We start from the raw sequence: 22,408 nt of genomic DNA, 5'->3' as shown, positions 1-22,408 counted from the left end.
TAATTGAGTGAAATTGCGTCGCTTGTCTTATCTGAATTAGGACGAGCTTTAAACTCCAGTTTGATTTTTGAATTAAATGGCATCGTTGCCGACGATTGGCAACGGGAAGCCCTAGAGTCGATTTGCTCGCCGCTATCGCAAGACAAGTGGCAACTTTGGAATCTGGGAAGACGCTGCGGAAAGTCTACAACAGCCGCTGCTGCTGCGGTCACGCTTGCAAGCCGTAATCCCGGTAGCCTTGTCGTTTTCGTCGGTCCCAGTGAAAGAATCTCAAAGGAAAATATTCGCCGCTGTTTATCGTTGATTGACGGTGCCGGATATGCTGGCGAAATCCTTAAAAGAACGATGCTGGAAATTGAATTCCGGTCAAAAGCTAGAATCCTGGCATTGCCGGGGAAGGCCGATACCATACGCGGTTTAGGTGACGGAATCATTGCATTGATTTCAGACGAAACAGCGTACACTGATGAAGTGGTGTTTCCCGCTGTTCTCCCGTATTTGGCGACAAACGATCAAGCCGCTTTTGTTTGTCTAAGCACGCCACGCGGGATGAATAATTTTTTCGCCCGTGAATGGCACGAGGGCTCCCGCTGGAAGCGATTCAAAATTCCTTCTAGTTCCTGCCCCAGAATTTCAGCGGCCTATCTGGAAGAGATGAAAGAGAAGCTTGGTCCGCTTTACGCACAAGAATTTGAAAACTCATTCCTTGATGAAGATTCCGAGCTTTTCACCCGCGACATGATTTTCAGGGCGGTTGATCCTGAATTGCAGGCAATATGTTTATAGGGAAATCCAGCGAAGCATGGCGAGACGAACAACGGGAGAAGGCGGTTATCGATTCTCTAAAAGAGATCATGCCGGTTCATTATCGATATTTCGCGTTCCTAGACGTTGGAAAAATCAGGGATAGAAGTTGCCTAGCGATATGCCGTGAGGTTCATGACAGAAAAATCGACATGAAAACTTGCGAGCTTGTTTATCTGCGTCCGCTTAAACTTGGCGTTTCCTATATTGATCAGGCCGCAGGCGTTCGCGATCTGCTAGACAATGAGCTTTTTGAGTTATGGCCGCTTACCTTCATGATTGACGCGGGCGGTCCGGGTGAAGTGCTGGCGGATGTTTGTCAGCGCATGGGAATGAAGCCCATGCGCACTATCATTACTGGCGGTAATGAATCCACGATGAAGAACGGAAGGTTGAAAGTTCCGCGAAACGTATTGTTTCAAACGCTCATGAAATATCTGATACGGCCTGATTTTAGGATTGCTGGCGATTTACCGTTTTTTGATGAGTTACAAGCCGAGTTAGTGATGCTGACTCCCGGATATGGAAACAACGGGGCTTTCTACATTAACAGCGGGGCACATGATGACTTAGCCATAAGTGTTGCGGGCGCCGTGTTCGGTTACGCCAGACATGGCCGCTCACGTCAGGGCGTCACAACTCTCTACTAAGCTACAATAGAAATTCCATCCTTTACATTCCGCTAGTATCGAGACCAAAATAAGAGCGGCGCCGTATCCTGCTGTTCCCCAATAGTCCCACAGCCGCAGGCGTCTGCCCTCTAGCTTTTTATGCTTCTCATTTGAATCCCTTAAGAGCGAAACACCGTGTGTTAGAACTGCCGTGGCGTCCTTGCTATGTGGTCCAAGAGAATCCAGATTGCCTACAATTTGCCTTTCGTGATCACTCCATAGATCAAGAAGGGTGGCAATTTCTTTTACAGTATTGATGGTCAGTTTGTTGTTAAAACTCTTAGAGTCTTCGAGCAGTTGTTCCATCCCTCCCTCAGGAAGTTTTGATCGTTGCTCTGTCAGCTTGGCCATAGAACTTTTTGCGATGTTTGCGGCATTGAGCAAAATCCCAACGCTGTCATCAAACGTCTGTAGTGTACCTTGAAGCGATTCCTGTAAGTCCTTCGTTGCATCAACATACTTATAGCGACCGTATTCCGTTTTCGCCGACAAGAAGAACGATATCCAGAAATACAGGGCGGCGAAAAAAAGTAGGCACCAGAAAAATAGACCACCCGGAATATCTGTCTGGGCAGAGATCAACACTGCAGTATCTAATGGCTTTGCGAATAGCGTGTATAAAAACAGTGTAGTGCTCGAAATAACCAAAGCGGTTCGGGATTGCCTCGTCTGGTTTGAGAAAAAGCCGTACTTGATATCTTCAGCCATTGTTGCCTCCATTTTGGACAACTGTATTGGCGTTCTTGCTAGGTGGAAAACCTCTTTTATTCCCCGCTTGACGGCGCAAATCTTTTAAGCTTCTATCCGTTCCCCGGCGGTGCGGGCGGCTCCGTCATAACGTGTTTATGAAGCAAGGAGTCGCCATGCCGAATACAACTTCCGAATTTTCCGATTCCTTCATGATGCCAGAAAGCGAGCTTAAACTCGTTCTAGTCGATTTCTTTGACAGAGACGCCTTCCAGCTTCGTAGCTTAGCAATCGATAATGCCATGATGCGGCGACAAAAGGCTACCGAAGCCGCAGACAGGCTTATGAGCAAGCTAAATCAGCGGCGCCTTGCGTTTGACACGAATTGAGGTTGGTCATGAAGGAACATCCACACACTTGCAGTCTGCCTTGCTGTACCGATCCGGCGCCAGAAGAGGGCAAGCCTTTTATCCGCGTTGATTGGACAAAATCGGGGCTTAGTCTGAGTGAGATTTGCGACAGGCTGAATGCCGATCCAAACGCAATGCCGCCCGAGCCGTTTCCGCAAACGAAATTGCCGGGGGATGAATGAGAAAAACCCCAGCCGCAAAGCTGGGGTTAAGTCATTATCACACAGCGAGCGACATCATCGCCGCCCACAAATGAATAATACAATATTCAGTACACCGAGTAAAGAAAACGCCCCCAGCCACGCGGATAGCTGAGGGCGCCGGAGTCGGACGAGGCAATGCCTGAAACCCCGCCCCATGACAGAATCGGGAGCGAGGAAAAAAGAATAAAAACCCGCTCAACCGACACTTATAATATACCATAACTCAGCATACAGAGCAAATCAGCCTAGGAATTGAGATATGATAGCCTTTCTCTCCGCTGGCGCCATTGCTGCTAGCTGACGCGTTAAATCGTCTTTCCCCGTTGCCTTGGCGGGGATTTCTTTTACATGCTCCTCCGGCTTAACAATTTGCATTACCTTCTTATTATAGTCTCTCAGGGCTTCCAGCTTCTCCTCTAGATAGCCGTATTTATCGTAATGCTTATCAGCCGCACTCGCTCGCTTGGGCGTGTGGCCAAGACATAACACCGCGTATTTTTCGTGAATCCTGAGTGACGCCATTGTTGTGCGGGCAAACCGCCGCAAATCATGGAATCGCCAGCCGGGGCAGTAATCATCGCCCGCAATCTCAATCATCCGTTTTTCAAGTCGCCGCTGTATGCTGGAAAAATTTGAAATCGGCTTTCCGCTACTGGCTGGAAAAACCAAGTGACTTTGCTCTCCGCTTTTCATTTCATCTAGGACTTGCTGCATCGCAGGCGTTAACGGCAGCACATAGCTTTTTTTATTTTTCACGCGGGACTTGGGAAAATCTATTTGCGGCAATTCCATATCATTGCGGATTTCATCCCATTCCAGCCCGGCAATCATCTGGCGCCTCTGGCACGTCAGCATGAGCAAGCGGACAAAGCCCTTTTCCTTGGCGTGTAAATCCTCGCTGGCTTCCCACATTGCCCGGATCATGATTGGCGAAAACAGATATTCTCTTACGCGGATGTCGTCGCGTTCTCTAGCTCGCGTAACGTCTATTTTCGTCCCCTTGGGCAAATATTTTTCTTCAACCAGCCATTTAAAAGCGGTTTGCGAATATTGAAGGGTGCGGTTGAAGACGAAAGGCTTTTTGGCGTCCGGCACTTTTTCGTCCCGCCAGTCTTCTAACTCTTGCTCTGTGAAGAAGCACCACACAGGCGGAGAGCCCGGCGCCGCTCGGTTTTCAAACTTACGAAATCGGAATTTATCCCATTTATGGTAACGCTTAGAGCCGTCCTGATTTAAAAACAGCTTGCCATTCGCCCGGCGCCGTGGGGGATAATACTCAAGAAAATTCTTGTTTATTTGCTGGCCGCGTCCTTTGTGCTCTGACAATTCCGCGTATTCCGGGCTGGCAAAATATAAATCAAACAACTCGCCAAGATTAAGCGTTACGCCAGCCTTCGCCTTTTCAATTTGCTCCGCTCCGGCCCGGCCCTGAAAGGAAGCAATAAACTGTTTTTCCGCTTCTCTGATTTTGTCTAGCGCTGCGTCGGTAATCTCCGCCGGGCTTTCAAAATTATAAAGGGACTCAGGCGGGACAGTCCGCCCCAGCCGGGACGAATAGAAAGAGCAGACAACCGCTAGAGAGCATTTATTGCCCCTCAGCCCCAGCCGTCCGCCAAGCTCTCTGGCGAAGATTCTGCCATCGACGGGGCGGGCCTTCCACTCCGCCCGCAAGCCCTCAGTTGTGAATTCAATCTCCCTCAGTTTTCGCTCTCTGGATTTTTTCGCCGTCATGATGTCCGCCTTTTTCTAAGTAATTTGATGCTATTTCCGGGATTTTCAGTCCGGATTCCCATGTCATCAATTTACCTCAGAAAATCGGATAAGTCCTTGTTTCGACTCCAAAAAAGGGGACTCCTAGGGACTCTCAAAAACCCCTAAAAACCCCTTTGGGAAGGCTCCAAAACCGAGGGTCGTGGGTTCGAGTCCCTCCGCCCCTGCCATTTTCACGCTTTAAGCCAATCGAGCACCGCTTCCGCCGCCATTTCCGCTGCGGGGCGCGCCTCCCCGGTCCAGCCGCCAACAACGTCCTTCACGGCCGCCAGTTGCGCCTCCCGTTCCGGCCCACCCTTAAGGAGCGGGATTAGCGCCGGGGCCATAAGGTCCGCCCGGCAACGCCGCTGGAGGAATTCAGGGACAATCTCTCGGCCCGCCGCGATATTAGCGAGCGCCGCGTGGCGGATGGTGAAGATCGCCCGCGCCCAGATTTCCGTGACAAGATCCACTTTGTAGGCGACCACCATGGGCGTGCCCATGATAGCGAGCTCCGCTGCGGCGGTGCCCGAGGCAGCCAGCGCAGCGTCAGCGGCGGCGAAGGCGCCGGGACGGTCATCCCCCTCGACAATGACCGGGCGGCCGGGCCACCCAGCTAGATAGCCAGGCAAGTCAGCAGCAACCGACGGCGCCACCGGTATTACGATCCGCAGATCGGGAATAGCCTCTGCGGCGCGTTTCACCGTTTCAGCGAAAGGCGGGCCAAGGCGGCGCAACTCACTGGCGCGGCTGCCGGGCAACACGGCGAGAAGCGGTCCCTCGCCAAGATCGAACCGGCGCCGGAATTCGGCGCGGTCAATGGCGCGATCACGGGCCGCCTGGAATCCCGGATGGCCGACAAAACGCGCTTTGGCGCCGGCGGCTTCGAAATAAGGCGTCTCGAATTCAAAAAGGCACATCACGCCGTCAAACAGACGCGCCGCTTTTTGCGCCCGTTTCGGCCGTGACGCCCACACCTGCGGCGCTACATATTTGAAGCGTTTTACGCCCGGCGCTTTGCGTATGAATTTTTCCGCAGCGATGCGGGCAAATGACCAGCTATCGATAAAAATCGCGGCGGTTGGTTTTTCTTCTGCGGCAAGGTCACAAAGCGCATCCGCCGCTTTCAAGGCCCGCGGCAAAAGGCTGATGGCGGCGGCGGGACCGAGCACGGAAAAAGGCGCAATGTCAAAAAGGCTCGTCAGCCCCTCTTTCTCCATCAACGCGCCGCCACAGCCGATGAACTGCACGTCGCCGCGCGCATCTTTAAGCGCCTTCATCAACGCCGCGCCAAGCGCATCGGCGGAAGGCTCAAGGGCGCAAAGAAGTATTTTCATCGCCGCCATTCCTTCAGCGGGGCGCGACTTCCTGCGCCGTAAATCCGTAGACGAATAATCCCGCTTCATTGGCAAGCGTCGCAACCTCGTCAACATCGATGATCAGCGCCACCCCAGCCTCAACAGCGACGCCAGCCAGGCCGGCTTTCGCCGCGCGCCGTATTGTTTCGGCCCCGATGACAGGCAGATCGATGCGCAGTTCCTGCCCTGGCTTCGGACGCTTCACAAGAACACCGCCTCTGCCAATGCCATTAGGCAAGCTCGCGCAGCGGTCAAGCATTTCGTCTGTGCCTTCCGCCGCCTCGATGGCAAGCACGAGCCCATTGGCGACAACCGCGCCTTGACCCACATCATACGGACCAAGCGCGTGAACAATATCAGCCGCCTTGCGCATATCGGCGAAATTCGTTTCCTGCGGCGAGATCGCTCCAAACGCTCCAGGCTGGGCCGTCAGCTCCTGCACCGCCTCTTCAACGCCGATCACGATGAGCCCTTCGGATTCGAGCGTATCGACAAGCACCGACAGGATCGCACCATCACCTCGCGCCGCCGCCGCAATAATCTTCGGCAATAACGCCGCACCGCGCCAATCGGCTTTCAACGCTGAAAAGTCAGGGCGCTGAACAATGCCGGCAAACACCGCTGCATCGCAATTTTCCTGCTTCAGGATGCGGATAATTTTTCCAGCCTCGCCAATGGCGCAATCATCACCCGGAGAATTATAGAGACCCGGGTCAGACGCGCCTGTAAGGCGAATGACATGATGGTCAGCGCCCCGGGCGGCGCAGGCGGAGACAATGCGCACCGGCAACGCCCCGCCGCCAGCGATGACGCCAAGCTTGCGCCAGCGCGCCATCAGTCTTCTCGCGCCGCCGTCATCAGCGGCCGCGCCTTGTCAACATCAATAAAGTCGATGATATGGCGCACTTCCTCGCTCGCGCTGAATTTCTGCCGCACGGCTTCCAGGCGGTCCCTGAACACAGCGTCGCCGAAGAACAACATACGATAGGCGGCGCGGATTTTGTGGATCGTCTCACGTGAAAATCCGCGGCGTTTCAATCCGACAACATTCAAACCCACAAGGCGCGCATGGTTGCCGACCGCAGACGCATAAGGAATGACGTCAGTCGTCACCGCCGCGCAGCCGCCGATAAACGCATGGTCGCCAATCCGGCAGTGTTGATGAATGGCGCAAAAAGCCCCTAGAAACGCAAAATCGCCGATCCGTCCATGCCCGCCAATAGCAGCGCCGTTCGCGAAGATGACTTTGTTGCCGATATGACAATCATGGGCGACATGAGAGCCGGCCATGAAAAATCCGCCATCGCCGACGCTGGTCAGCGCGCCGCCCGCGATCGTCCCGCGATGCATAGTGACATGTTCGCGGATGATGTTGCCGGAACCGATGACAAGCCGCGCGCCCTCGCCTTTACAGCCGAGATGCTGCGGCGGCTCACCAAGAACGCAAAACGGATATATCTGTGTATTCGCACCGATTTCCGTAAGCCCCTCAACCACCACATGGCTCTTCAGCTCAACGCCGTCATGCAGCTTTACGCCGTCGCCAACGACGCAATAAGGACCGATCTCAGCGTCGCCGATCTCAGCACCTTTATCGATTATGGCGGTGGGATGAGCCTTCATACGAAACTCAGAGCGACTGGGCCAGCATGGCCGAGAATTGCGCTTCGGCGACTTTCTTGCCGTCAACCGTGGCGACGCCTTCAAAGCGCCAGACCGGTGGCCGACGCTGAACGGTCCTGACGGCGATCCTCACCTGATCGCCAGGCACCACCGGGCGGCGGAAACGCGCCTTGTCGACGCCCATGAACAAAACAATCTTTCCTTCAGTATCAAGATTTTCGGTATACGATGTATAGGCCGCCGCCGTTTGCGCCATGGCCTCGATCATGAAGACCCCGGGGAGAACCGGTTTTTGCGGGAAGTGCCCCTGAAAGATCGGCTCATTGAAGGTGACATTCTTGATGCCTACAGCGCCCTCGCCCGGCACGATGTCCACAAGCCTGTCGACGAGCAAGATCGGATAGCGATGCGGCAGGATCTGCATCAACTCATCCACTTCCAGGACGCTTTTTCCGGGCTCTATTTTCGACATGGGGCTAACCGTTCCTCTTTTTTGTCATTTTCGCCAGCGCCGCCGTTTCGCGCAACCATTCCTTGATGGGGCGCGCCGGCCGGCCGCCCCAGGTTTGCCCTGCCGGGACGTCGCGCATCAGGCCCGATCCCGCCGCGAGCATGGCGCCCTCGCCAATCGTCAAATGGTCGGCAAGCCCCACCTGTCCGCCCATCATGACACCATCTCCAATCACGCAACTTCCCGAAACGCCGCATTGCGCGGCGATGACGCAATTTCGCCCGAGGCGGACGTTGTGGCCGATTTGCACAAGATTGTCGATCTTGGTTCCGTCGCCGACAATTGTATCTTCAAGTGCGCCGCGGTCGATTGTCGTATTCGCCCCGATCTCCACATCGGCGCCAATAACTACGCGACCGAGTTGGGGGACTTTGACGAGCCCTGACGGGCCGGGAACGAAGCCGAAGCCTGACTGGCCAATGCGAGCGCCTGGAAGAATGCGGGCTCGGCGCCCTACAAGCGCATGGGTGATGGTGACGTCATGGCCGATCAGCGCGCCGCCGCCTATGGCGACACCGGGACCGATATAGGCCCCGGGCCCGATCTCGGCGTCATTTGCGATTTCCGCTGTCGCGGCGATAAAGGCGGACGGATGGGCGCCCTGAGGCCGCGCTTTCATTTCATCGGCGGCTTTCACCGACCGATGTAGCCGCGCGCCGAGAAGCGCGAAGGCAAGGCGCGGCTGCTTGACGAGCGCAAGGGCGCCCGAAAGTCCTGCCGCTAGCTCGCCAGATCCCTCAGGGGTTCCCTCGGGCGCAAAACATAGACCAAATGTTTTTCCGGAAAGCGCGGAGAGGCCGCCCGGTTTTTCGCAATAAATGACAGTCCCTGCCCCATCCGCCATGTCGAGCGACGTGACATGAGTGAGCGTCCCGTTTTCATCGCCCGCGATCAAGCGCGCGCCGGTGACCGTCGCGGCATCAGAGACGCTGAGCGGCGTCAGGGTTTCAAAAAATCGGCTGTCCGGCATGGAGCCCTCATCTCTGAAACACGAAACGGCCGACGCTCGCGCCGGCCGCTCCGTTAAGTTCATAAACGCGCAACTTACTTCTTGTTGGCTGCCTGAGCTTTCGCCTGCGCTTCCTTGATCTGCTTTTCAAGATCGGCGAGCGAGACTTTTTCAACGTCAACGGCCGGAAATTTCTTGTCGAGCGCCGCAATGACTTCCTGCGTCACGTCGGTCTCCGGCGCAGCATACATCACCGCCGACCGGTCGAGCAGAATGGTGGCGCCGCGTTTGTCAACGATGTCCTTGAGGATCGGCTGGCTTTCCATGAGGATTTTCGCCTGCGCCTGCTGAACCGCCGCCGAAAACGCCTGCTCCATGATCTGCACGCGCTGCGGCAGGCCATACTGGTAACGCCCCGCCAGATCCTGTTCGGTCTTTTTGCGGACCTCCTCGGACATCAGCGATGCGTTTTTCTGGAAGCTTTCAATCTCTTTCTTGAGCTTGTCCGCTTCTGCTTCGAGTTCTTTCTCGACGCTCTTTTTCACTTGCTCGGCCTGACCTGGAATTGTCTTGCCGGCTTTCGTCTGGGAGACAATCTGTGCTCGGTCAACGATCAGGATAACCGGCGCCTTTCCGGCGCTTTGCGCTTCAGCGCCGCTGACCAGCGCGCCGCCAGCAAGTCCCGCCGCTGCGATCATGATCGCGCCGGCAATAGCAAAAGCCTGTTTTTTCATCTTACACCTCTACCTAAAAGTTGGTCCCAGCGCTGAAACGGAAGCCTTCAGTCTGGTCGTAATCTTCTTTCCGCAAGATTTTGGCGAAATCAAAGCGGACCGGCCCGAAAGGCGAATCCCAGCTAACCGAAACCCCGGCCGTCACACGAAGAGACAAATCATCCTGTATCGGCGCATAATCGCCAATTCCGTCACCATCCGTATCCACAAAAAACGCCGGATTATCGTTCAGCAATTTTGTCGAGTCATCGACCATGCCGACCGTGCCGAAATCGCTGAACAAGGACGCCCGAATGCCATACTGGTCGGGCAAAGGCAATGGCAGCAGGATTTCCGCCGTCCCGATGGCGTAAGCCTTGGCGCCGATGGACTGGCCGCGAAGCTCGCCGGTCTCAGGATCGAAGCGTGTTACATAACGCGGGCCAATGCCAGCGACCTCAAAGCCGCGGAACGTCGAAGCGCCCTCGAAAAAGCGGTCCGAAAGACGCACATCATCGCCGCCCCAGCCATTGATATAACCCGCGCGGCCTTTGAGCGACCCAATGAAATCACCAATAATCGGGTGATACCAAGCGCCATTAACTTCGGCCTGATAATAATTCACATCTCCGCCAAGCCCCGCAACACCAAGCGAGCCGCCAGCGCGCCAGCCGCGACGCGGTGTGATCGGGTCATCTCTTGTGTCAAAGCTGAGACTGACGCCTACGAGCGAGGTCAGGAATTTGCCGCGCGATTCGCAGGTCGGGGTCAGGGACTGAGCAGCAAAATCACAGACATTGGCCACCACCTGCTGACCGATTTGCTCATTGGCGTCATTGAAAAGAGGACTGACGCTTGCTGGCATCGCGCCCGCGATGAGGATCGAAAGCGGATCAACCCCAAGACCAATATTTTGCGATATGTCCGTATTGATTGTCACGCTGTCTCGGGTCAGCAGATAATTCAACCCTCCGCGGCCATATTCCGACACTTGGAAACCCGCATTGAGGCCAGCGCCGATTCGGTTGCGGATAAAACCGGACTCCCGGAAGTTCGTGCGCTGATTGAACAGCGATCCGCCCGCCGCGAGGTTGCGATCGAGAAAATAAGGCTGCGTGAAACGCAGGTCGACTTGACGCGTGCGCGACGACGCCTGCACCCGGAAACGCAGATACTGACCGCGTCCGAGCAGGTTTCTCTCTTCGATCGAGACATCAACGATGAAATTCTCTGTTGAGGAAATACCCACGCCAAGACTGAGTGAGCCGGTCGACTGCTCCTCAACATTCACATCAAGCTCGGTGCGGTCCGGCGCAGAGCCTGGCTTTTCCTCAATCGTCACTTCCTTGAAGTAACCAAGCGAACGCACCCGAGCGCGCGAGCGGTCAACCAGAACCCGGTTGAAGGCGTCGCCTTCCGCGAGACGAACTTCGCGGCGGATGATCTTGTCGAGTGTGCGCGAGTTGCCCTTGATGTTGATGCGGTCAACATAGACCCTCGGGCCTTCATTGACCTCGAAGACCAGATCAATCGTGTTTGAATCTTCGTGGCGGATCAGCCGCTGATTGACGTCCACAAACGCATAGCCAGCCGTCCCCGTCGCGAAGGTGATCGATTCAACCGCTTTTTCGACACGTTCGGAATCGAAGGTCTGCCCTTCCTTGATGGGCACAAAATTCTCGAGCGCGTCAGCATTAAGCTTGGCCAGCGTTGTTTTCACGCGCACGTCGCCGACGGTGTATTGCGGTCCCTCATCGACCGTAAATGTGATGAAGAAGTCCTTGCGGTCCGGCGTCAGCTCAGCAACGGCGGAAACCACCTGAAAATCGGCATAGCCGTGCTTGCCGTAATGTTCTCGCAGGAGCTGGCGTTCATATTCGAGGCGATCCGGATCGTAATTGTCGTAATTCGTGAAGAAGCGCCACCAGCGGCTTTCCTTGGTCAGGACAACGCCGCGCAGTTCATTATTGGTGAAAACATCATTGCCAATGAAATTGACCTTGGCGATGCCGGTCTTCGGGCCTTCATCGATCTCGAAGATCACATCGATACGGTTTTGTTCGAGCGGCTTCACCTTCGGCGTAACGATCGTGGCGAAACGACCTTTGGCGCGATAAAGCTCGACAATTTTCTGAACGTCAGCCTGAACCTTTGCGCGCGTATAGACGGTGCGCGGCGCTAGTTGAATCTCCGGTTCGATCTTGTCCCTTTTGATCCGCCGGTTGCCTTCAAAAATCACCTGATTGACGATCGGGTTTTCAACGACCGTGATCAAAAGAACATTGTTAGGCTGCATCTCCAATTTGACGTCGGAGAAGAGGCCTGTGCGGAATAGCGTCTTCAGCGAAAGGTCGAGCAGTTCCTCATCGGCGGGCATGCCGGGCTGAAGCGGCAAATAGGAGCCGACCGTTTCCGCTTCAACGCGCTGATTGCCGCTGACGCGCACGCCTTGAATGATTGGCGCCGGCGTTGGCCGGAATAGATCCTCGGCGGTCAGGCCCGGTTGCGCCGCAGGCTGCTGCGCAACAGCGTGACCGCAAACGGAGATGACTGACGCCACCAGCGCGATTGCTGCGCGCCCGAATACTGCGCGTAAAACCCCGCCCCCCGACTTGTACAAACTCATGCCGCCGCCCTAGCTGATAGATGAAAGGAGATTATTGATATCGTTCCAGGTCACAAAAATCATGAGCGACGCCAACAGGACGACACCCAAACGAAAACCGATCGCCTGAGCACGTGCCCCCAGAGGTCGCCCAGAGATCGCTTCGTATGCGTAATACATGAGATGCCCGCCGTCGAGAACCGGCACAGGCATCAAATTCAGGAATCCGATCGAGACCGATACAACCGCTGCGAGAAAAATGAAATCAATCAGGCTCGCACGCAACTTGAAGAGGAACCCCGGAGGCTCGCGATAGGACGAATCATCAAAGCCCGACATCACCGATTGCCCAGCATATTGGGCCATTTTAATCGGACCGCCGAGCTGGCTCGCTTCTTCCTTACCGAGCACGATCTTGCCGATATACTTGACCGTCAGCTCTAAAATCCTGCCAAGTTCGCCGAATCCTGCAGAGATGGCGTCTATGGGCCCGTATTTGCGGAAACTGTAATCCTGCGGTGAAGGGCCGACGATACCAAGGCGCCAGCTCTCGATCTTGTTGCCGTAGCGGTCCGTATTTTCGATTCGCGTGGCCGCCGCCGTCAGCGCGACCGTCTGGCCTCCACGATCAACCTCAAAACGAATTTCATCGCCGCCGCTGACAAGAACCGCATCGGCAACATCGCCAAATTCCGCCACCGGGCGCCCGTTGACCGTAACGATTCGATCTCCCGGCATGAAACCAGCCTCAGCGGCGGCGCTCTCCGCCGTCACATCCATGACCATCGGATCGACGATGACGCGTCCAAGCGTCATATAAAGGCCCGCAAAGATCGCCACGGCGAGCACAAAATTGGCCAGCGGCCCTGCAGCGACGACAGCCGCACGGACCCAGACCGGCTTGAAATGGAAGCAGACCTTGCGTTCTTCCGCGCTCATCCCGCCGGCGATTTCCTCCGCTTCACGCGGACCCGGAAACTGCGTCGTCGCCGGTTTTTGCGCGGCCTCAGCAGGACCTTGAGAAGCCGCGTTCAAGTCGCCGAAAAATTTCACATAACCGCCAAGCGGCAAGGCCGAGATACGCCATTGCGTTCCCTTGCGGTCGATCCATTGCAGGATCGGTTTGCCGAAGCCGATGGAAAAGACATCCACCTTGACGCCAAGAAGCCGCGCCACGGAGAAATGTCCGTATTCATGGAAAAACACGATGATCATCAGCAACGCGATAAAAGCGATGATCGAGATCGGCAGGATAAGAAGGGTTTCCAGCATAGTCCTGTCAGTCGGCGGCCATGTTTCGTCGTTCCACTACTTAAGCCGCCGCACGGGCGGCGACACATTCTTCCGCCATGGCGCGCGCATTTGCATCTGCGTCCATGACTTCCTCCAGCGTCGACAGGCTCGCTGGTCCGTTGAGTCGCCCCGTCCGCTCCAGTACCTGCTCGGAAATTGCGGCGATATCAAGAAATTTGATCCCGCCCGCCAGAAAAGCCGCGACGGCGATTTCATTGGCGGCGTTCAATACAGCGGGCATAATGCCGCCGGCGGAGATCGCCTCGCGCGCGAGGCGAAGCGCCGGAAACCGAACTAAATCAGGGTCTTCAAAGGTCAGTTTAGAGACTTTCCCGAAGTTGAGCTGCTCGCTGGGACTCGGCGTCCGCCGCGGCCAGGCCAGGGTCGTCGCAATCGGCGTGCGCATGTCAGGCGTACCGAGCTGGGCGAGCACCGATCCGTCCACATACTCCACCATGGAGTGAATCACCGATTGCGGATGGACCAGAATTTCGATTTTTTCATGAGCGACCGGGAAGATATGCGCGGCCTCGATCAGCTCCAGACCCTTATTCATCATCGTCGCAGAATCGACGGAAATCTTCGCGCCCATGGACCAGTTAGGGTGAGCGACCGCTTGCGCCGGCGTCGCCTCGCCCATGGCCTCGCGCGTCCAGGTTCTGAACGGCCCGCCTGAAGCGGTCAGGATCAACCGGGAAACGCGCTCGGGCTGATCAAAATCGAAAACCTGAAAAATCGCATTGTGCTCGCTGTCGACGGGAAGCAGCGCGCCGCCGCCTTCGCGGATTGCTTTCGTGACGACTTCGCCTGCGCAGACAAGGCATTCCTTATTGGCGAGCGCAATGTCAGCGCCGCGCGCTGCGGCTTTTAGGGTTGGCTTCAATCCAGCGGCGCCGACAATGGCCGCCATAACCCAATCTGCATCGCGAAGCGCCGCCTCTTCCACCGCCGCTTCTCCGGCGCCGGTTTCGATGCCTGTGCCAGCCAGTGCTGCTTTAAGATCATCGCCCATGCTTGCATCGGCGACCGCGACAAATTCCGGCCTGAATTTGCGCGCCTGCTCCGCGAGCTTTTCCACATTGCGGTTGGCGGTCAACGCCACGATTTCAAAGTCCGCCTCGCCAAGCGTCCCGGCATGCTCCAGCACGCTCAATGTCGACTCACCAATCGAGCCGGTCGAGCCGAGAATCGTAATGCGCCGCCGGGCCCTGGCCCCTCGCGTTTCCATCATCCCCTTGATCACCCCTGAATCCTTTCCCCCAGCATATAGAGGAGAAGCCCCCCCGTCATCGCCGAAGTGGCGAAAATCATGCCGTCCAGGCGATCAAGCGCCCCGCCATGGCCTGGAATAAAGCCCGAAATGTCCTTGAGGCCGAAATAGCGCTTGATTCCCGACTCAAAGAGGTCCCCGAGGACCGAAGCCGCCCCGAGGCCGCCGCCGATCACCGTATAGAGAAGCGCGGCTGCGGGGCCGATCGTCACCGCCCCGAACACAGCGCCGATGAGACAGCCGCCCATCACCCCGCCGCCAATGCCGGACCAGGTTTTAGACGGTGAAAGAGCGTAGCTGATCTTCGGCCCGCCAATGAACTTGCCGAACAGAAAGGCGCCCGAATCCGCCGCCCAGACAACCCCGAAAAGTAGAAAGGACAACGCTCGGCCCGACGGCGCGTCAAGCCGGAGCCAGACCAGCGCTATGCATGGAATGATGACATAAAAGGCGGCGAAGCCCGACCAGATTCCGATGCCGCTATTGCGCTTGGCGAAAAGGCTGCTTGCGAGCCCGCCTATGGCCGCAGAAAACAGCGCTGCGTCGTAATTGCCGGCGGCGGCGAAATACATCGCGGCGGCGCTGGCGCACACAAGAGCGTAAAAAGCATTCGTCAGCACACGGCGCTCCACCATGCGCGACCACTCAAAAACCATTACGACAGCAGCAAACGCGATCATCGCAGCGAAAGCCGACCCGCCATGATAAACAGCGGCGATCACAATCGGCATCAAGACCAGTGCGGAAATAATGCGCTTTGTCAGCGCGCCGGCGGACGCAGGTTTGGCGACGTCCAGTTTGTCTACAGAAGGGGACATGAGCCGGCCGTTAACCGGCGCCGACGCCGCCATAACGGCGTTCGCGGCGGTAAAATTCTTCAAGCGCGCCGGCGAAAACCTCTTTCGTGAAATCAGGCCACAAGACATCGAGAAATACATATTCCGCATAAGCCGCCTGCCACAGGAGGTAATTGGAAATACGTTTTTCCCCGCTGGTGCGGATCACGAAGTCAGGGTCCGGAATATCCTTGGTGTCGAGAAATCGCTCAAAAGTTTTTTCGGTGATGTCGTCAGGCGTCATTTCGCCTGATTTCACCGCCGCCGCCACGGCGCGCGCCGCCCGGACGATCTCGTCCCGCCCGCCATAATTGAAGGCGATCTGCAAGGTGAATTTGGCGTTGTTTTTGGTCTCGCTTTCAGCGCGGTTCACCAGCGCCTTCAGATCAAGCGAAAGATTGTCCCGGTCGCCGACAATAACGACCTTGCAGCCTTCCTTTTTCAGTTTGGGAAGGTCGTCGACAATAAACTGGCGCAAGAGTCCCATGAGATCGCGGACTTCACCCGCCGGCCGGCGCCAGTTTTCAGTCGAGAACGAATATAGCGTCAAATACTGAAGACCGAGATCGCGGGCGGCTTCTACGGCGCGGCGCGCCGCTTCAACGCCTTCCTTGTGGCCTTCCGTACGCGCAAGGCCGCGCGCTTTCGCCCAGCGCCCATTGCCGTCCATGATGATGGCGACATGTTTGGGCGTCGCAGCGCCGCCCTCAACCGGACCGGGGGATGGCGCAGGCGCAGCGTTCATCGGACCTCTCCGCGAGGCCGGTCAATAAAGACGATATGAACTACTGCACTCAATTCCATAATCTCGCGTTAGAGGCGCGCCGCCTCAGACCTGCATGATCTCCACTTCCTTGGCCGCGAAAGCGTCGTCAACTTTCTTGACCATTTCATCGGTTAGCTTTTGCACGTCTTCGGAAAGTTTCTTTTGCTGGTCCTCGCCGCCTTCAGCGGATTTCACCGCTTCCATACCTTCGCGGCGTACATTCCGGATCGCGACCTTGGCCTGCTCGGCGTATTTCGCTGCGACCTTGACGAGATCCTTGCGGCGCTCCTCCGTCAACGGAGGAACGGGGATGCGCACACTCTGGCCATCGACCACCGGATTGACGCCGATACCCGCCTCGCGGATGGCTTTCTCCACCGCGCCCACAAGACCCTTGTCCCAGACATTGATAGTGATCATGCGCGGCTCGGGCACGGTGATGGTGCCGACCTGCGTCATGGGCATTTTCGAGCCATAAGCATCGACGTCGATAGGCTCGACAAGGCTCGCGCTCGCGCGGCCGGTCCTGAGGCCGGAAAATTCCGATTTCAGCGAAGCCAGCGCGCCGTCCATGCGTTTGCGCAGCTCTTTGATGTCCGCCATGTGATTCCTGCTCCTTTTTTTCTTATCAACTGATTTTACGTTGAAATTCGGCTCATGTCTTGTCCGGATTATGGTTTGTCGTCGCTGATGACCGTGGACGGGCCCTCACCGGTCAGGGCGCCGACAATGCCGCCGCGCTCGCCAATGGGAAAGACAACTATAGGGATGCCGCTCTCGCGGGTGAGGGAAATGGCCGCCTGATCCATCACTTTCAAGTCGCGCATCAGAACCTCGTGGTAGCTCAGATGTTCAAAACGCTCGGCGTCAGGGTCTTTCTTGGGGTCGGCTGAATAGACCCCGTCGACCTGGGTTCCCTTCAGCAGCGCATCGCAGCCCATTTCGGCGGCCCGAAGCGCTGCGGCCGTATCCGTCGTGAAGAAGGGGTTTCCCGTACCAGCGGCGAAAATAACGATCCGGCCTTTTTCCATATGGCGCAGCGCCCGACGGCGGATATAGGGCTCGCAGATCGCCGTCATCTCAATCGCCGAGAGAACGCGTGTGTAAACACCGATGCTTTCAAGAGCATTCTGCACAGCCAGCGCGTTCATGACCGTCGCCAGCATGCCCATATAATCGGCGCTCGCCCGCTCCATGCCTTGCGCGGCGGTCGACATGCCCCGGAAAATATTGCCGCCGCCAATCACCAGCGACAGCTCTACCCCCAGCTCTTGCGCCTCCTTCACTTCGGACGCGACCCGCTTCACGGTTTCATTGTCGATGCCGTACTGGCCGTCGCCCATCAGCGCCTCGCCGCTGATCTTGAGGAGCACGCGCCGGTAAAGCAAAGGCTTGCTGGAAGACACTGGGCCAGAAGACTGAGACATAGATCCCTATTCCTTTACTCTGCCGCTCTGGTCGGCTTTGGGGCACCCTAAGCCTGCCCGCCCGGGAATGGCAGCCCCTTCAAGGGCGCGATCCCCCGGCAAACCCGGCCCCAGTAAAAACGCCGCGGGGGGCAGTCTCCCCCGCGGCGCTTTTGGTACTTTTGCGCGCGGGCGTCAAACGGACCCGCGAGACCTTTTAGTCTTCGTCGTCACTTTTTTCGACGCCGTCACCCAATTCGAGGCGAACAAAGCCGACAAGCTCCACTGGCGCGCCAATATCCTTGGCGGCGTTCTCAATGATTTTGCCAACCTTGGTCTCGCCGTCGATAACGAAAATCTGCTCCAGAAGGACTGATTCTTCGTAGAATTTACGCAAGCGGCCTTCCACCATCTTTTCGATGATATTTTCCGGCTTGCCGGAAGCGCGCGCCTGTTCAGCGAGAACTTCCTTTTCCTTTTCCACGACAGCCTGATCGAGCTCTTCGATTTTCGCCGAGAGCGGACGCGCCGCCGCGACATGCATCGCAATCTGCTTGCCGAGCGCTTCAAGCTTGGCCTTGTCGCCAGACGATTTGAGGCCGACGAGAACGCCGATCTTGCCGGCGCCGTCAGTCACCGGACCGTGGACATAAGACGCCACAACGCCTTCGTCGACAGTGACGCCTTCAGCGCGGCGCAAGCCGATATTTTCACCGATCTGGCCAACCATCTCGGCGATATGCTCGTCAATGGACTTGCCGGCGCCCGGATAGGTTTCCGCACGGAGCTTCGCAAGGTCGCCACCGACGCCAATCGCCGTATTTGCGATATCGCGGACCATCTTTTGAAATACTTCGTTGCGCGCAACGAAGTCGGTTTCAGAGTTGACCTCAACGACGACGCCCGTGGCGCCCGATGCGTTCGGCTCGACAGCGATGGCGACGAGGCCTTCGCTCGCAGTGCGGCCGGCTTTCTTGGCGGCCTTGGAAAGACCTTTCTTGCGCAACCAATCGACGGCGGCGTCCATGTCGCCGTTATTTTCAGTGAGAGCGGTCTTGCAGTCCATCATGCCTGCGCCGGTCATCTCGCGAAGTTGCTTCACGGTCGCAGCGGTAATGCCAGACATTGTGTTCTCCTTTACGTTTCAGTCATCGCGCCAATGAGCGCTTTAATCAGGTTTTATGACCATAAGGCGACAGGCGGGCCGGAAGGTTCTCCGCGCCCGCACACCGCCGAAAATCAGCGAATGGTTTAGGCGCTTGCCTGTTCGGCTTGCTGTTCTTCAACCGCAGCCGGTTCGACAGGAGCGTCTTCCATGGCGCCGATATCGATGCCGAGCGCAGCCTGGCTCTCGCCAAGGCCGTCAATCACAGCATCGGCCACAAGGTTGCAATAGAGCGAGATCGCGCGCGACGCATCGTCGTTCCCCGGGATCACATAGTCGACATTATCCGGATCGCAATTGGTGTCGACGACGGCGATGACCGGAATGCCGAGCTTTTTGGCTTCCTGAATGGCGATCGCTTCTTTCTTGACGTCGATGACGAACATCAGATCCGGCAAGCCGCCCATTTCACGGATGCCGCCAAGCGATGCTTCAAGACGGTCGCGCTCGCGGCCCAGCATCATCTGTTCTTTTTTGGTGAGACCGGAAGCTGCGCCGCCGGCCAGCTTTTCTTCCATGTCCTTCAGGCGACGGATCGATGCGGAGATCGTCTCCCAGTTGGTGAGCGTGCCGCCGAGCCAGCGCACATTCATGTAATATTGCGCGCAGCGTTTCGCCGCTTCCGAGACCGGACCTTGCGCCTGACGTTTGGTGCCGACGAACAGAACGCGGCCGCCGCCGGAGACGACGTCACGCACTTTGACGAGCGCCTGATGCATCAGGGGAACCGTCTGCGACAGATCGAGGATGTGAATGCCATTGCGATCGCCGAAGATGTAAGATTTCATCTTCGGATTCCAGCGATGGGTTTGGTGACCGAAATGAACGCCAGCTTCGAGCAGCTGGCGCATGGAATATTCTGGCAGCGCCATTGGATAGTCTCCTTCAGTTTTACCGCCGCGGCGCGCTGAAAACCCGGGTTGGCTCTAAAGCCGCCGGATCACCGAAGATCACGCCGCGTGTGAGATGGCGCGCGCTATACGCCCTCTTTCCCTGTCACGCAAGGCGTAGAGGGGCGGAAAATGGCGCTTTTCCGCGGTTTTCACCTAAGCTGGATAGCCATGGAGGGAGCCCCGGGCCTTGGCGAGGGCGTCCAGCGCCTGCAGATCCTTCAGGAACGCCTCAAACTGGTTGAGGGGGATCATATTGGGACCATCCGACAGGGCCTTGTCAGGGTCTGGGTGGGTCTCTGCGAACACCGCAGCGACGCCAACCGCCACAGCCGCCCGGGCGAGCGTTGGAGCGAATTCCCGCTGGCCGCCTGACGTGGTCCCGGCCCCGCCCGGCGTCTGCACCGAATGGGTGATGTCATAGACCACGGGCGCGCCGGTCTCCCGGGCCATGATCGGAAGGGAGCGCATATCGCTGACCAGCGTGTTGTATCCAAAGCTCACCCCCCGCTCGGTCACGAGAACGCGGTCGTTGCCCGCCTCGCGGACCTTGGCGATGACATTTTTCATATCCCATGGGGCGAGAAACTGGCCCTTCTTGACCTTTATGACTCGTCCGGTCCTGGCGGCGGCGACCAGCAAATCGGTCTGACGGCAGAGAAAGGCCGGGATCTGGAGCACGTCCACTGCCTCTGCAACGCGCGCGCACTGTCCGGGCTCGTGAACGTCCGTCACCACCGGCAGGCCGGTCGCCTCGCGGATTTCAGCAAAAACCGGCAAGGCGTCTTCAAGACCGACGCCGCGGGCTGAGCCAGCGCTAGTGCGGTTCGCCTTGTCGAACGAGGATTTGTAGACGAGGCCGATCTTCAGCCGGTCAGCGATCTCTTTCAGCGCATGGGCGCATTCAAGCGCATGCGCCCGACTTTCCATGGCGCAGGGCCCAGCGAAGACGGCCAGCGGCAGATGGTTGCCGACAGTGACCTTCTGGCTGATCTCGACAGGTGTTTCTGACTTTTCTTCCGGGCCGGCCATGCATGCTCCTTCACTTGCCTCATCATAGCGATTCCGGCGATCAAGTTCATGGCCCGCCTCGCTCTACGCATCAAGTTTCTGTGGTATCAATTCCTTATGTCCAATTCACTCGACATCGCCCGAAATGTCCTCGCCCTCGAAATCAAGGGGCTGGAGGCGCTGAAAGCCAGCTTGGGCGCCGATTTCGCCGCCGCCGTGGATCTCATTCACCAGGCCAAGGGCCGCGTGGTCGTCACCGGCATGGGCAAGTCCGGTCATATTGCGCGCAAGATGGCCGCGACCTTTTCCTCGACCGGCACCCCTGCCCTTTATGTCCACCCCGCAGAAGCGAGCCATGGCGATCTCGGCATGATCTCCAGAGACGATGTGGTTGTCGCCCTTTCGAAATCCGGAGAAACGGCGGAGCTGGGCGACCTCCTCGCCTATACGGCGCGGTTTTCAATTCCATTGGTGGCGATCACCAGCGTGCACGGCTCAGCGCTGTCCAAGTCGGCGCAGATCGATCTGATCCTGCCCGACATCGAAGAAGCCTGCGGCGAAACATTCGCGCCGACGACCTCGACAACGATGATGATGGCGCTCGGCGACGCGCTAGCGGTTGCTCTCTTGAGGGCGCGCGGGTTTTCGGCGAGTGACTTTCAGGGCTTTCATCCGGGCGGCAAACTCGGCGCAGCGCTGAGGAAAGCCCGCGACCTGATGCATAGCGCTGACGCCTTGCCGCTGGCAGCGCTCGATACGCCCATGACGCAGATTGTTGCGGTGATTTCGGATGGCGGTTTTGGCTGCGCCGGCATTGTCGACGAAAAAGGCGCTTTGAAAGGCATTATCACCGATGGCGATATCCGCCGCCATTTCACCGCAGACGCGCAATCGAAAACCGCCGCGGAAGTGATGACAAAAAATCCGCGTACGGCGCAACCTGAAACGCTTGCCGGCGATATTCTCGCTTATATGAGCCGCAACAAGATCACAGCGATCTTTGTGATCGAGGACGAAAGGCCCGTAGGCCTCGTCCATGTTCATGATTGCCTGACAATCGGTGTTGTTTAGCGGCGGCGCAATAGCCCACGGAAAAGGGCGCCAGGTTTCTTATCTTCGTCTTCTGGCGCTTGCGCTTCTTCTGCCTCCGGAGCAAAGCTCTGCTCCACTGATGCGGGGGCCTCGCTGTTTGTATCACCGGCGGCAGGCGCCGGGGACTGAAGCCGCGATGCCAGCTCTTCCTGACGCTGGGCGACATCGTCCGACAGACGGCGCAGATCGTCACTCATCATCTGGATGTTCTGCACCTGACGATCCATGGAGCCATAAAGCGCATGGGCTTCTTCCTGCGCTTCACGCACAAAGGACGCAGCTTTCAGAGCGCGCTTGGAAAATAAAAGGGAACCCAACAGCGCCAGAAGCGTCAGCAGGAGAACACCCGCCTGAACAATCAGAAAACCGTTGGAAAACGTATCAGCACCCGACATA

General features: G+C 57.2%; 23 protein-coding genes. 4 read left to right on the top strand and 19 right to left on the bottom strand.

Annotation, left to right across the window (positions count from 1 at the left end):
* The first annotated feature begins 3 nt into the window (after positions 1-3).
* Both ACFOOP_RS14195 and ACFOOP_RS14190 read left to right on the top strand, forming a co-directional pair.
* Positions 4-786: a terminase large subunit gene (locus ACFOOP_RS14195; RefSeq protein WP_379881773.1), complete on the top strand. Its 783-nt coding sequence runs from the start codon at positions 4-6 to the stop codon at positions 784-786.
* Positions 777-1,454 carry a hypothetical protein gene (locus ACFOOP_RS14190; RefSeq protein ID WP_379881772.1) on the top strand — a complete coding sequence of 226 codons (678 nt, stop codon included), beginning with the start codon at positions 777-779 and terminating at the stop codon, positions 1,452-1,454. Before ACFOOP_RS14195 ends, ACFOOP_RS14190 begins: the two co-directional genes overlap by 10 nt.
* Here ACFOOP_RS14190 and ACFOOP_RS14185 read toward each other — a convergent pair.
* On the bottom strand, positions 1,425-2,183 hold the full coding sequence (locus ACFOOP_RS14185; protein ID WP_379881771.1) for a hypothetical protein: 759 nt from the start codon (positions 2,181-2,183) through the stop codon (positions 1,425-1,427). The genes ACFOOP_RS14190 and ACFOOP_RS14185 overlap by 30 nt on opposite strands.
* A gap of 155 nt (positions 2,184-2,338) precedes the next feature.
* Here ACFOOP_RS14185 and ACFOOP_RS14180 point away from each other — a divergent pair, with 155 nt between their 5' ends.
* A complete protein-coding gene (locus ACFOOP_RS14180; protein WP_379881770.1) occupies positions 2,339-2,551 on the top strand; it encodes a hypothetical protein in 213 nt (70 codons plus the stop codon).
* A 464-nt stretch (positions 2,552-3,015) separates the two neighbouring features.
* Here ACFOOP_RS14180 and ACFOOP_RS14175 read toward each other — a convergent pair whose 3' ends face one another.
* The 17 genes from ACFOOP_RS14175 to kdsA form a co-directional block, all read right to left on the bottom strand.
* A complete protein-coding gene (locus ACFOOP_RS14175) occupies positions 3,016-4,506 on the bottom strand; it encodes a tyrosine-type recombinase/integrase (protein WP_379881769.1) in 1,491 nt (496 codons plus the stop codon).
* A 212-nt stretch (positions 4,507-4,718) separates the two neighbouring features.
* The gene (lpxB, locus tag ACFOOP_RS14170) at positions 4,719-5,861 is read right to left on the bottom strand and encodes a lipid-A-disaccharide synthase (RefSeq protein ID WP_379881768.1); all 1,143 of its coding nucleotides are present in this window, start codon (positions 5,859-5,861) and stop codon (positions 4,719-4,721) included.
* A 13-nt stretch (positions 5,862-5,874) separates the two neighbouring features.
* The gene (locus ACFOOP_RS14165; RefSeq protein WP_379881767.1) at positions 5,875-6,666 is read right to left on the bottom strand and encodes an LpxI family protein; all 792 of its coding nucleotides are present in this window, start codon (positions 6,664-6,666) and stop codon (positions 5,875-5,877) included.
* Between the two features lie 50 nt (positions 6,667-6,716).
* A complete protein-coding gene (gene lpxA / locus ACFOOP_RS14160; RefSeq protein WP_379881766.1) occupies positions 6,717-7,505 on the bottom strand; it encodes an acyl-ACP--UDP-N-acetylglucosamine O-acyltransferase in 789 nt (262 codons plus the stop codon).
* Positions 7,506-7,512: 7 nt separating this feature from the next.
* Entirely contained in the window at positions 7,513-7,977 is a 465-nt protein-coding gene (gene fabZ, locus ACFOOP_RS14155; RefSeq protein ID WP_379881765.1) for a 3-hydroxyacyl-ACP dehydratase FabZ, read from the bottom strand.
* A gap of 4 nt (positions 7,978-7,981) precedes the next feature.
* Positions 7,982-8,986, bottom strand: coding sequence for a UDP-3-O-(3-hydroxymyristoyl)glucosamine N-acyltransferase (lpxD, locus tag ACFOOP_RS14150; protein WP_379881764.1), 1,005 nt, complete (start codon positions 8,984-8,986; stop codon positions 7,982-7,984).
* A 74-nt stretch (positions 8,987-9,060) separates the two neighbouring features.
* A complete protein-coding gene (locus ACFOOP_RS14145) occupies positions 9,061-9,699 on the bottom strand; it encodes an OmpH/Skp family outer membrane protein (protein WP_379881763.1) in 639 nt (212 codons plus the stop codon).
* A 13-nt stretch (positions 9,700-9,712) separates the two neighbouring features.
* Positions 9,713-12,304 carry an outer membrane protein assembly factor BamA gene (gene bamA / locus ACFOOP_RS14140; RefSeq protein WP_379881762.1) on the bottom strand — a complete coding sequence of 864 codons (2,592 nt, stop codon included), beginning with the start codon at positions 12,302-12,304 and terminating at the stop codon, positions 9,713-9,715.
* Between the two features lie 9 nt (positions 12,305-12,313).
* Positions 12,314-13,555 carry a M50 family metallopeptidase gene (locus ACFOOP_RS14135; protein ID WP_379881761.1) on the bottom strand — a complete coding sequence of 414 codons (1,242 nt, stop codon included), beginning with the start codon at positions 13,553-13,555 and terminating at the stop codon, positions 12,314-12,316.
* 40 nt (positions 13,556-13,595) lie between these two features.
* Positions 13,596-14,804, bottom strand: coding sequence for a 1-deoxy-D-xylulose-5-phosphate reductoisomerase (locus ACFOOP_RS14130; RefSeq protein WP_379882899.1), 1,209 nt, complete (start codon positions 14,802-14,804; stop codon positions 13,596-13,598).
* Positions 14,805-14,815: 11 nt separating this feature from the next.
* Entirely contained in the window at positions 14,816-15,664 is an 849-nt protein-coding gene (locus tag ACFOOP_RS14125) for a phosphatidate cytidylyltransferase (RefSeq protein WP_379881760.1), read from the bottom strand.
* 10 nt (positions 15,665-15,674) lie between these two features.
* Positions 15,675-16,427 carry an isoprenyl transferase gene (locus ACFOOP_RS14120; protein WP_379881759.1) on the bottom strand — a complete coding sequence of 251 codons (753 nt, stop codon included), beginning with the start codon at positions 16,425-16,427 and terminating at the stop codon, positions 15,675-15,677.
* A gap of 84 nt (positions 16,428-16,511) precedes the next feature.
* Positions 16,512-17,051: a ribosome recycling factor gene (gene frr / locus ACFOOP_RS14115; protein ID WP_379881758.1), complete on the bottom strand. Its 540-nt coding sequence runs from the start codon at positions 17,049-17,051 to the stop codon at positions 16,512-16,514.
* A 68-nt stretch (positions 17,052-17,119) separates the two neighbouring features.
* Positions 17,120-17,875 carry a UMP kinase gene (gene pyrH / locus ACFOOP_RS14110; protein ID WP_379881757.1) on the bottom strand — a complete coding sequence of 252 codons (756 nt, stop codon included), beginning with the start codon at positions 17,873-17,875 and terminating at the stop codon, positions 17,120-17,122.
* Positions 17,876-18,071: 196 nt separating this feature from the next.
* A complete protein-coding gene (gene tsf / locus ACFOOP_RS14105; RefSeq protein ID WP_379881756.1) occupies positions 18,072-18,980 on the bottom strand; it encodes a translation elongation factor Ts in 909 nt (302 codons plus the stop codon).
* A gap of 125 nt (positions 18,981-19,105) precedes the next feature.
* Entirely contained in the window at positions 19,106-19,891 is a 786-nt protein-coding gene (gene rpsB, locus ACFOOP_RS14100; RefSeq protein WP_379881755.1) for a 30S ribosomal protein S2, read from the bottom strand.
* 174 nt (positions 19,892-20,065) lie between these two features.
* Positions 20,066-20,941, bottom strand: coding sequence for a 3-deoxy-8-phosphooctulonate synthase (gene kdsA / locus ACFOOP_RS14095; RefSeq protein ID WP_379881754.1), 876 nt, complete (start codon positions 20,939-20,941; stop codon positions 20,066-20,068).
* 48 nt (positions 20,942-20,989) lie between these two features.
* Here kdsA and ACFOOP_RS14090 point away from each other — a divergent pair, with 48 nt between their 5' ends.
* Positions 20,990-21,991 (top strand): KpsF/GutQ family sugar-phosphate isomerase, encoded by a 1,002-nt coding sequence (locus ACFOOP_RS14090; RefSeq protein WP_379881753.1) that lies wholly within the window; start codon positions 20,990-20,992, stop codon positions 21,989-21,991.
* On the opposite strand, the gene ACFOOP_RS14085 is transcribed toward ACFOOP_RS14090, so the two are convergent.
* On the bottom strand, positions 21,988-22,407 hold the full coding sequence (locus tag ACFOOP_RS14085) for a hypothetical protein (protein WP_379881752.1): 420 nt from the start codon (positions 22,405-22,407) through the stop codon (positions 21,988-21,990). The two genes, ACFOOP_RS14090 and ACFOOP_RS14085, sit on opposite strands and share 4 nt — an antisense overlap.
* Between the last annotated feature and the right edge of the window lies 1 nt (position 22,408).

It is taken from the genome of Hyphococcus aureus (genome assembly GCF_042643165.1).
Classification (GTDB): domain Bacteria; phylum Pseudomonadota; class Alphaproteobacteria; order Caulobacterales; family Parvularculaceae; genus Hyphococcus; species Hyphococcus aureus.
Note: the sequence above shows the minus strand (reverse complement) of the source record. Positions and strands in the feature narration are given on the sequence as shown.

Coding starts and splice junctions, on each gene's coding strand:
- ACFOOP_RS14190 (WP_379881772.1), top strand. CDS start 777: ATGTTTATAGGGAAATCCAGCGAAGCATGGCGAGACGAACAACGGGAG.
- ACFOOP_RS14185 (WP_379881771.1), bottom strand. CDS start 2,183: ATGGCTGAAGATATCAAGTACGGCTTTTTCTCAAACCAGACGAGGCAA.
- ACFOOP_RS14180 (WP_379881770.1), top strand. CDS start 2,339: ATGCCGAATACAACTTCCGAATTTTCCGATTCCTTCATGATGCCAGAA.
- ACFOOP_RS14175 (WP_379881769.1), bottom strand. CDS start 4,506: ATGACGGCGAAAAAATCCAGAGAGCGAAAACTGAGGGAGATTGAATTC.
- lpxB (WP_379881768.1), bottom strand. CDS start 5,861: ATGAAAATACTTCTTTGCGCCCTTGAGCCTTCCGCCGATGCGCTTGGC.
- lpxA (WP_379881766.1), bottom strand. CDS start 7,505: ATGAAGGCTCATCCCACCGCCATAATCGATAAAGGTGCTGAGATCGGC.
- fabZ (WP_379881765.1), bottom strand. CDS start 7,977: ATGTCGAAAATAGAGCCCGGAAAAAGCGTCCTGGAAGTGGATGAGTTG.
- lpxD (WP_379881764.1), bottom strand. CDS start 8,986: ATGCCGGACAGCCGATTTTTTGAAACCCTGACGCCGCTCAGCGTCTCT.
- ACFOOP_RS14145 (WP_379881763.1), bottom strand. CDS start 9,699: ATGAAAAAACAGGCTTTTGCTATTGCCGGCGCGATCATGATCGCAGCG.
- bamA (WP_379881762.1), bottom strand. CDS start 12,304: ATGAGTTTGTACAAGTCGGGGGGCGGGGTTTTACGCGCAGTATTCGGG.
- ACFOOP_RS14135 (WP_379881761.1), bottom strand. CDS start 13,555: ATGCTGGAAACCCTTCTTATCCTGCCGATCTCGATCATCGCTTTTATC.
- ACFOOP_RS14130 (WP_379882899.1), bottom strand. CDS start 14,804: ATGGAAACGCGAGGGGCCAGGGCCCGGCGGCGCATTACGATTCTCGGC.
- ACFOOP_RS14125 (WP_379881760.1), bottom strand. CDS start 15,664: ATGTCCCCTTCTGTAGACAAACTGGACGTCGCCAAACCTGCGTCCGCC.
- ACFOOP_RS14120 (WP_379881759.1), bottom strand. CDS start 16,427: ATGAACGCTGCGCCTGCGCCATCCCCCGGTCCGGTTGAGGGCGGCGCT.
- frr (WP_379881758.1), bottom strand. CDS start 17,051: ATGGCGGACATCAAAGAGCTGCGCAAACGCATGGACGGCGCGCTGGCT.
- pyrH (WP_379881757.1), bottom strand. CDS start 17,875: ATGTCTCAGTCTTCTGGCCCAGTGTCTTCCAGCAAGCCTTTGCTTTAC.
- tsf (WP_379881756.1), bottom strand. CDS start 18,980: ATGTCTGGCATTACCGCTGCGACCGTGAAGCAACTTCGCGAGATGACC.
- rpsB (WP_379881755.1), bottom strand. CDS start 19,891: ATGGCGCTGCCAGAATATTCCATGCGCCAGCTGCTCGAAGCTGGCGTT.
- kdsA (WP_379881754.1), bottom strand. CDS start 20,941: ATGGCCGGCCCGGAAGAAAAGTCAGAAACACCTGTCGAGATCAGCCAG.
- ACFOOP_RS14090 (WP_379881753.1), top strand. CDS start 20,990: ATGGCCCGCCTCGCTCTACGCATCAAGTTTCTGTGGTATCAATTCCTT.
- ACFOOP_RS14085 (WP_379881752.1), bottom strand. CDS start 22,407: ATGTCGGGTGCTGATACGTTTTCCAACGGTTTTCTGATTGTTCAGGCG.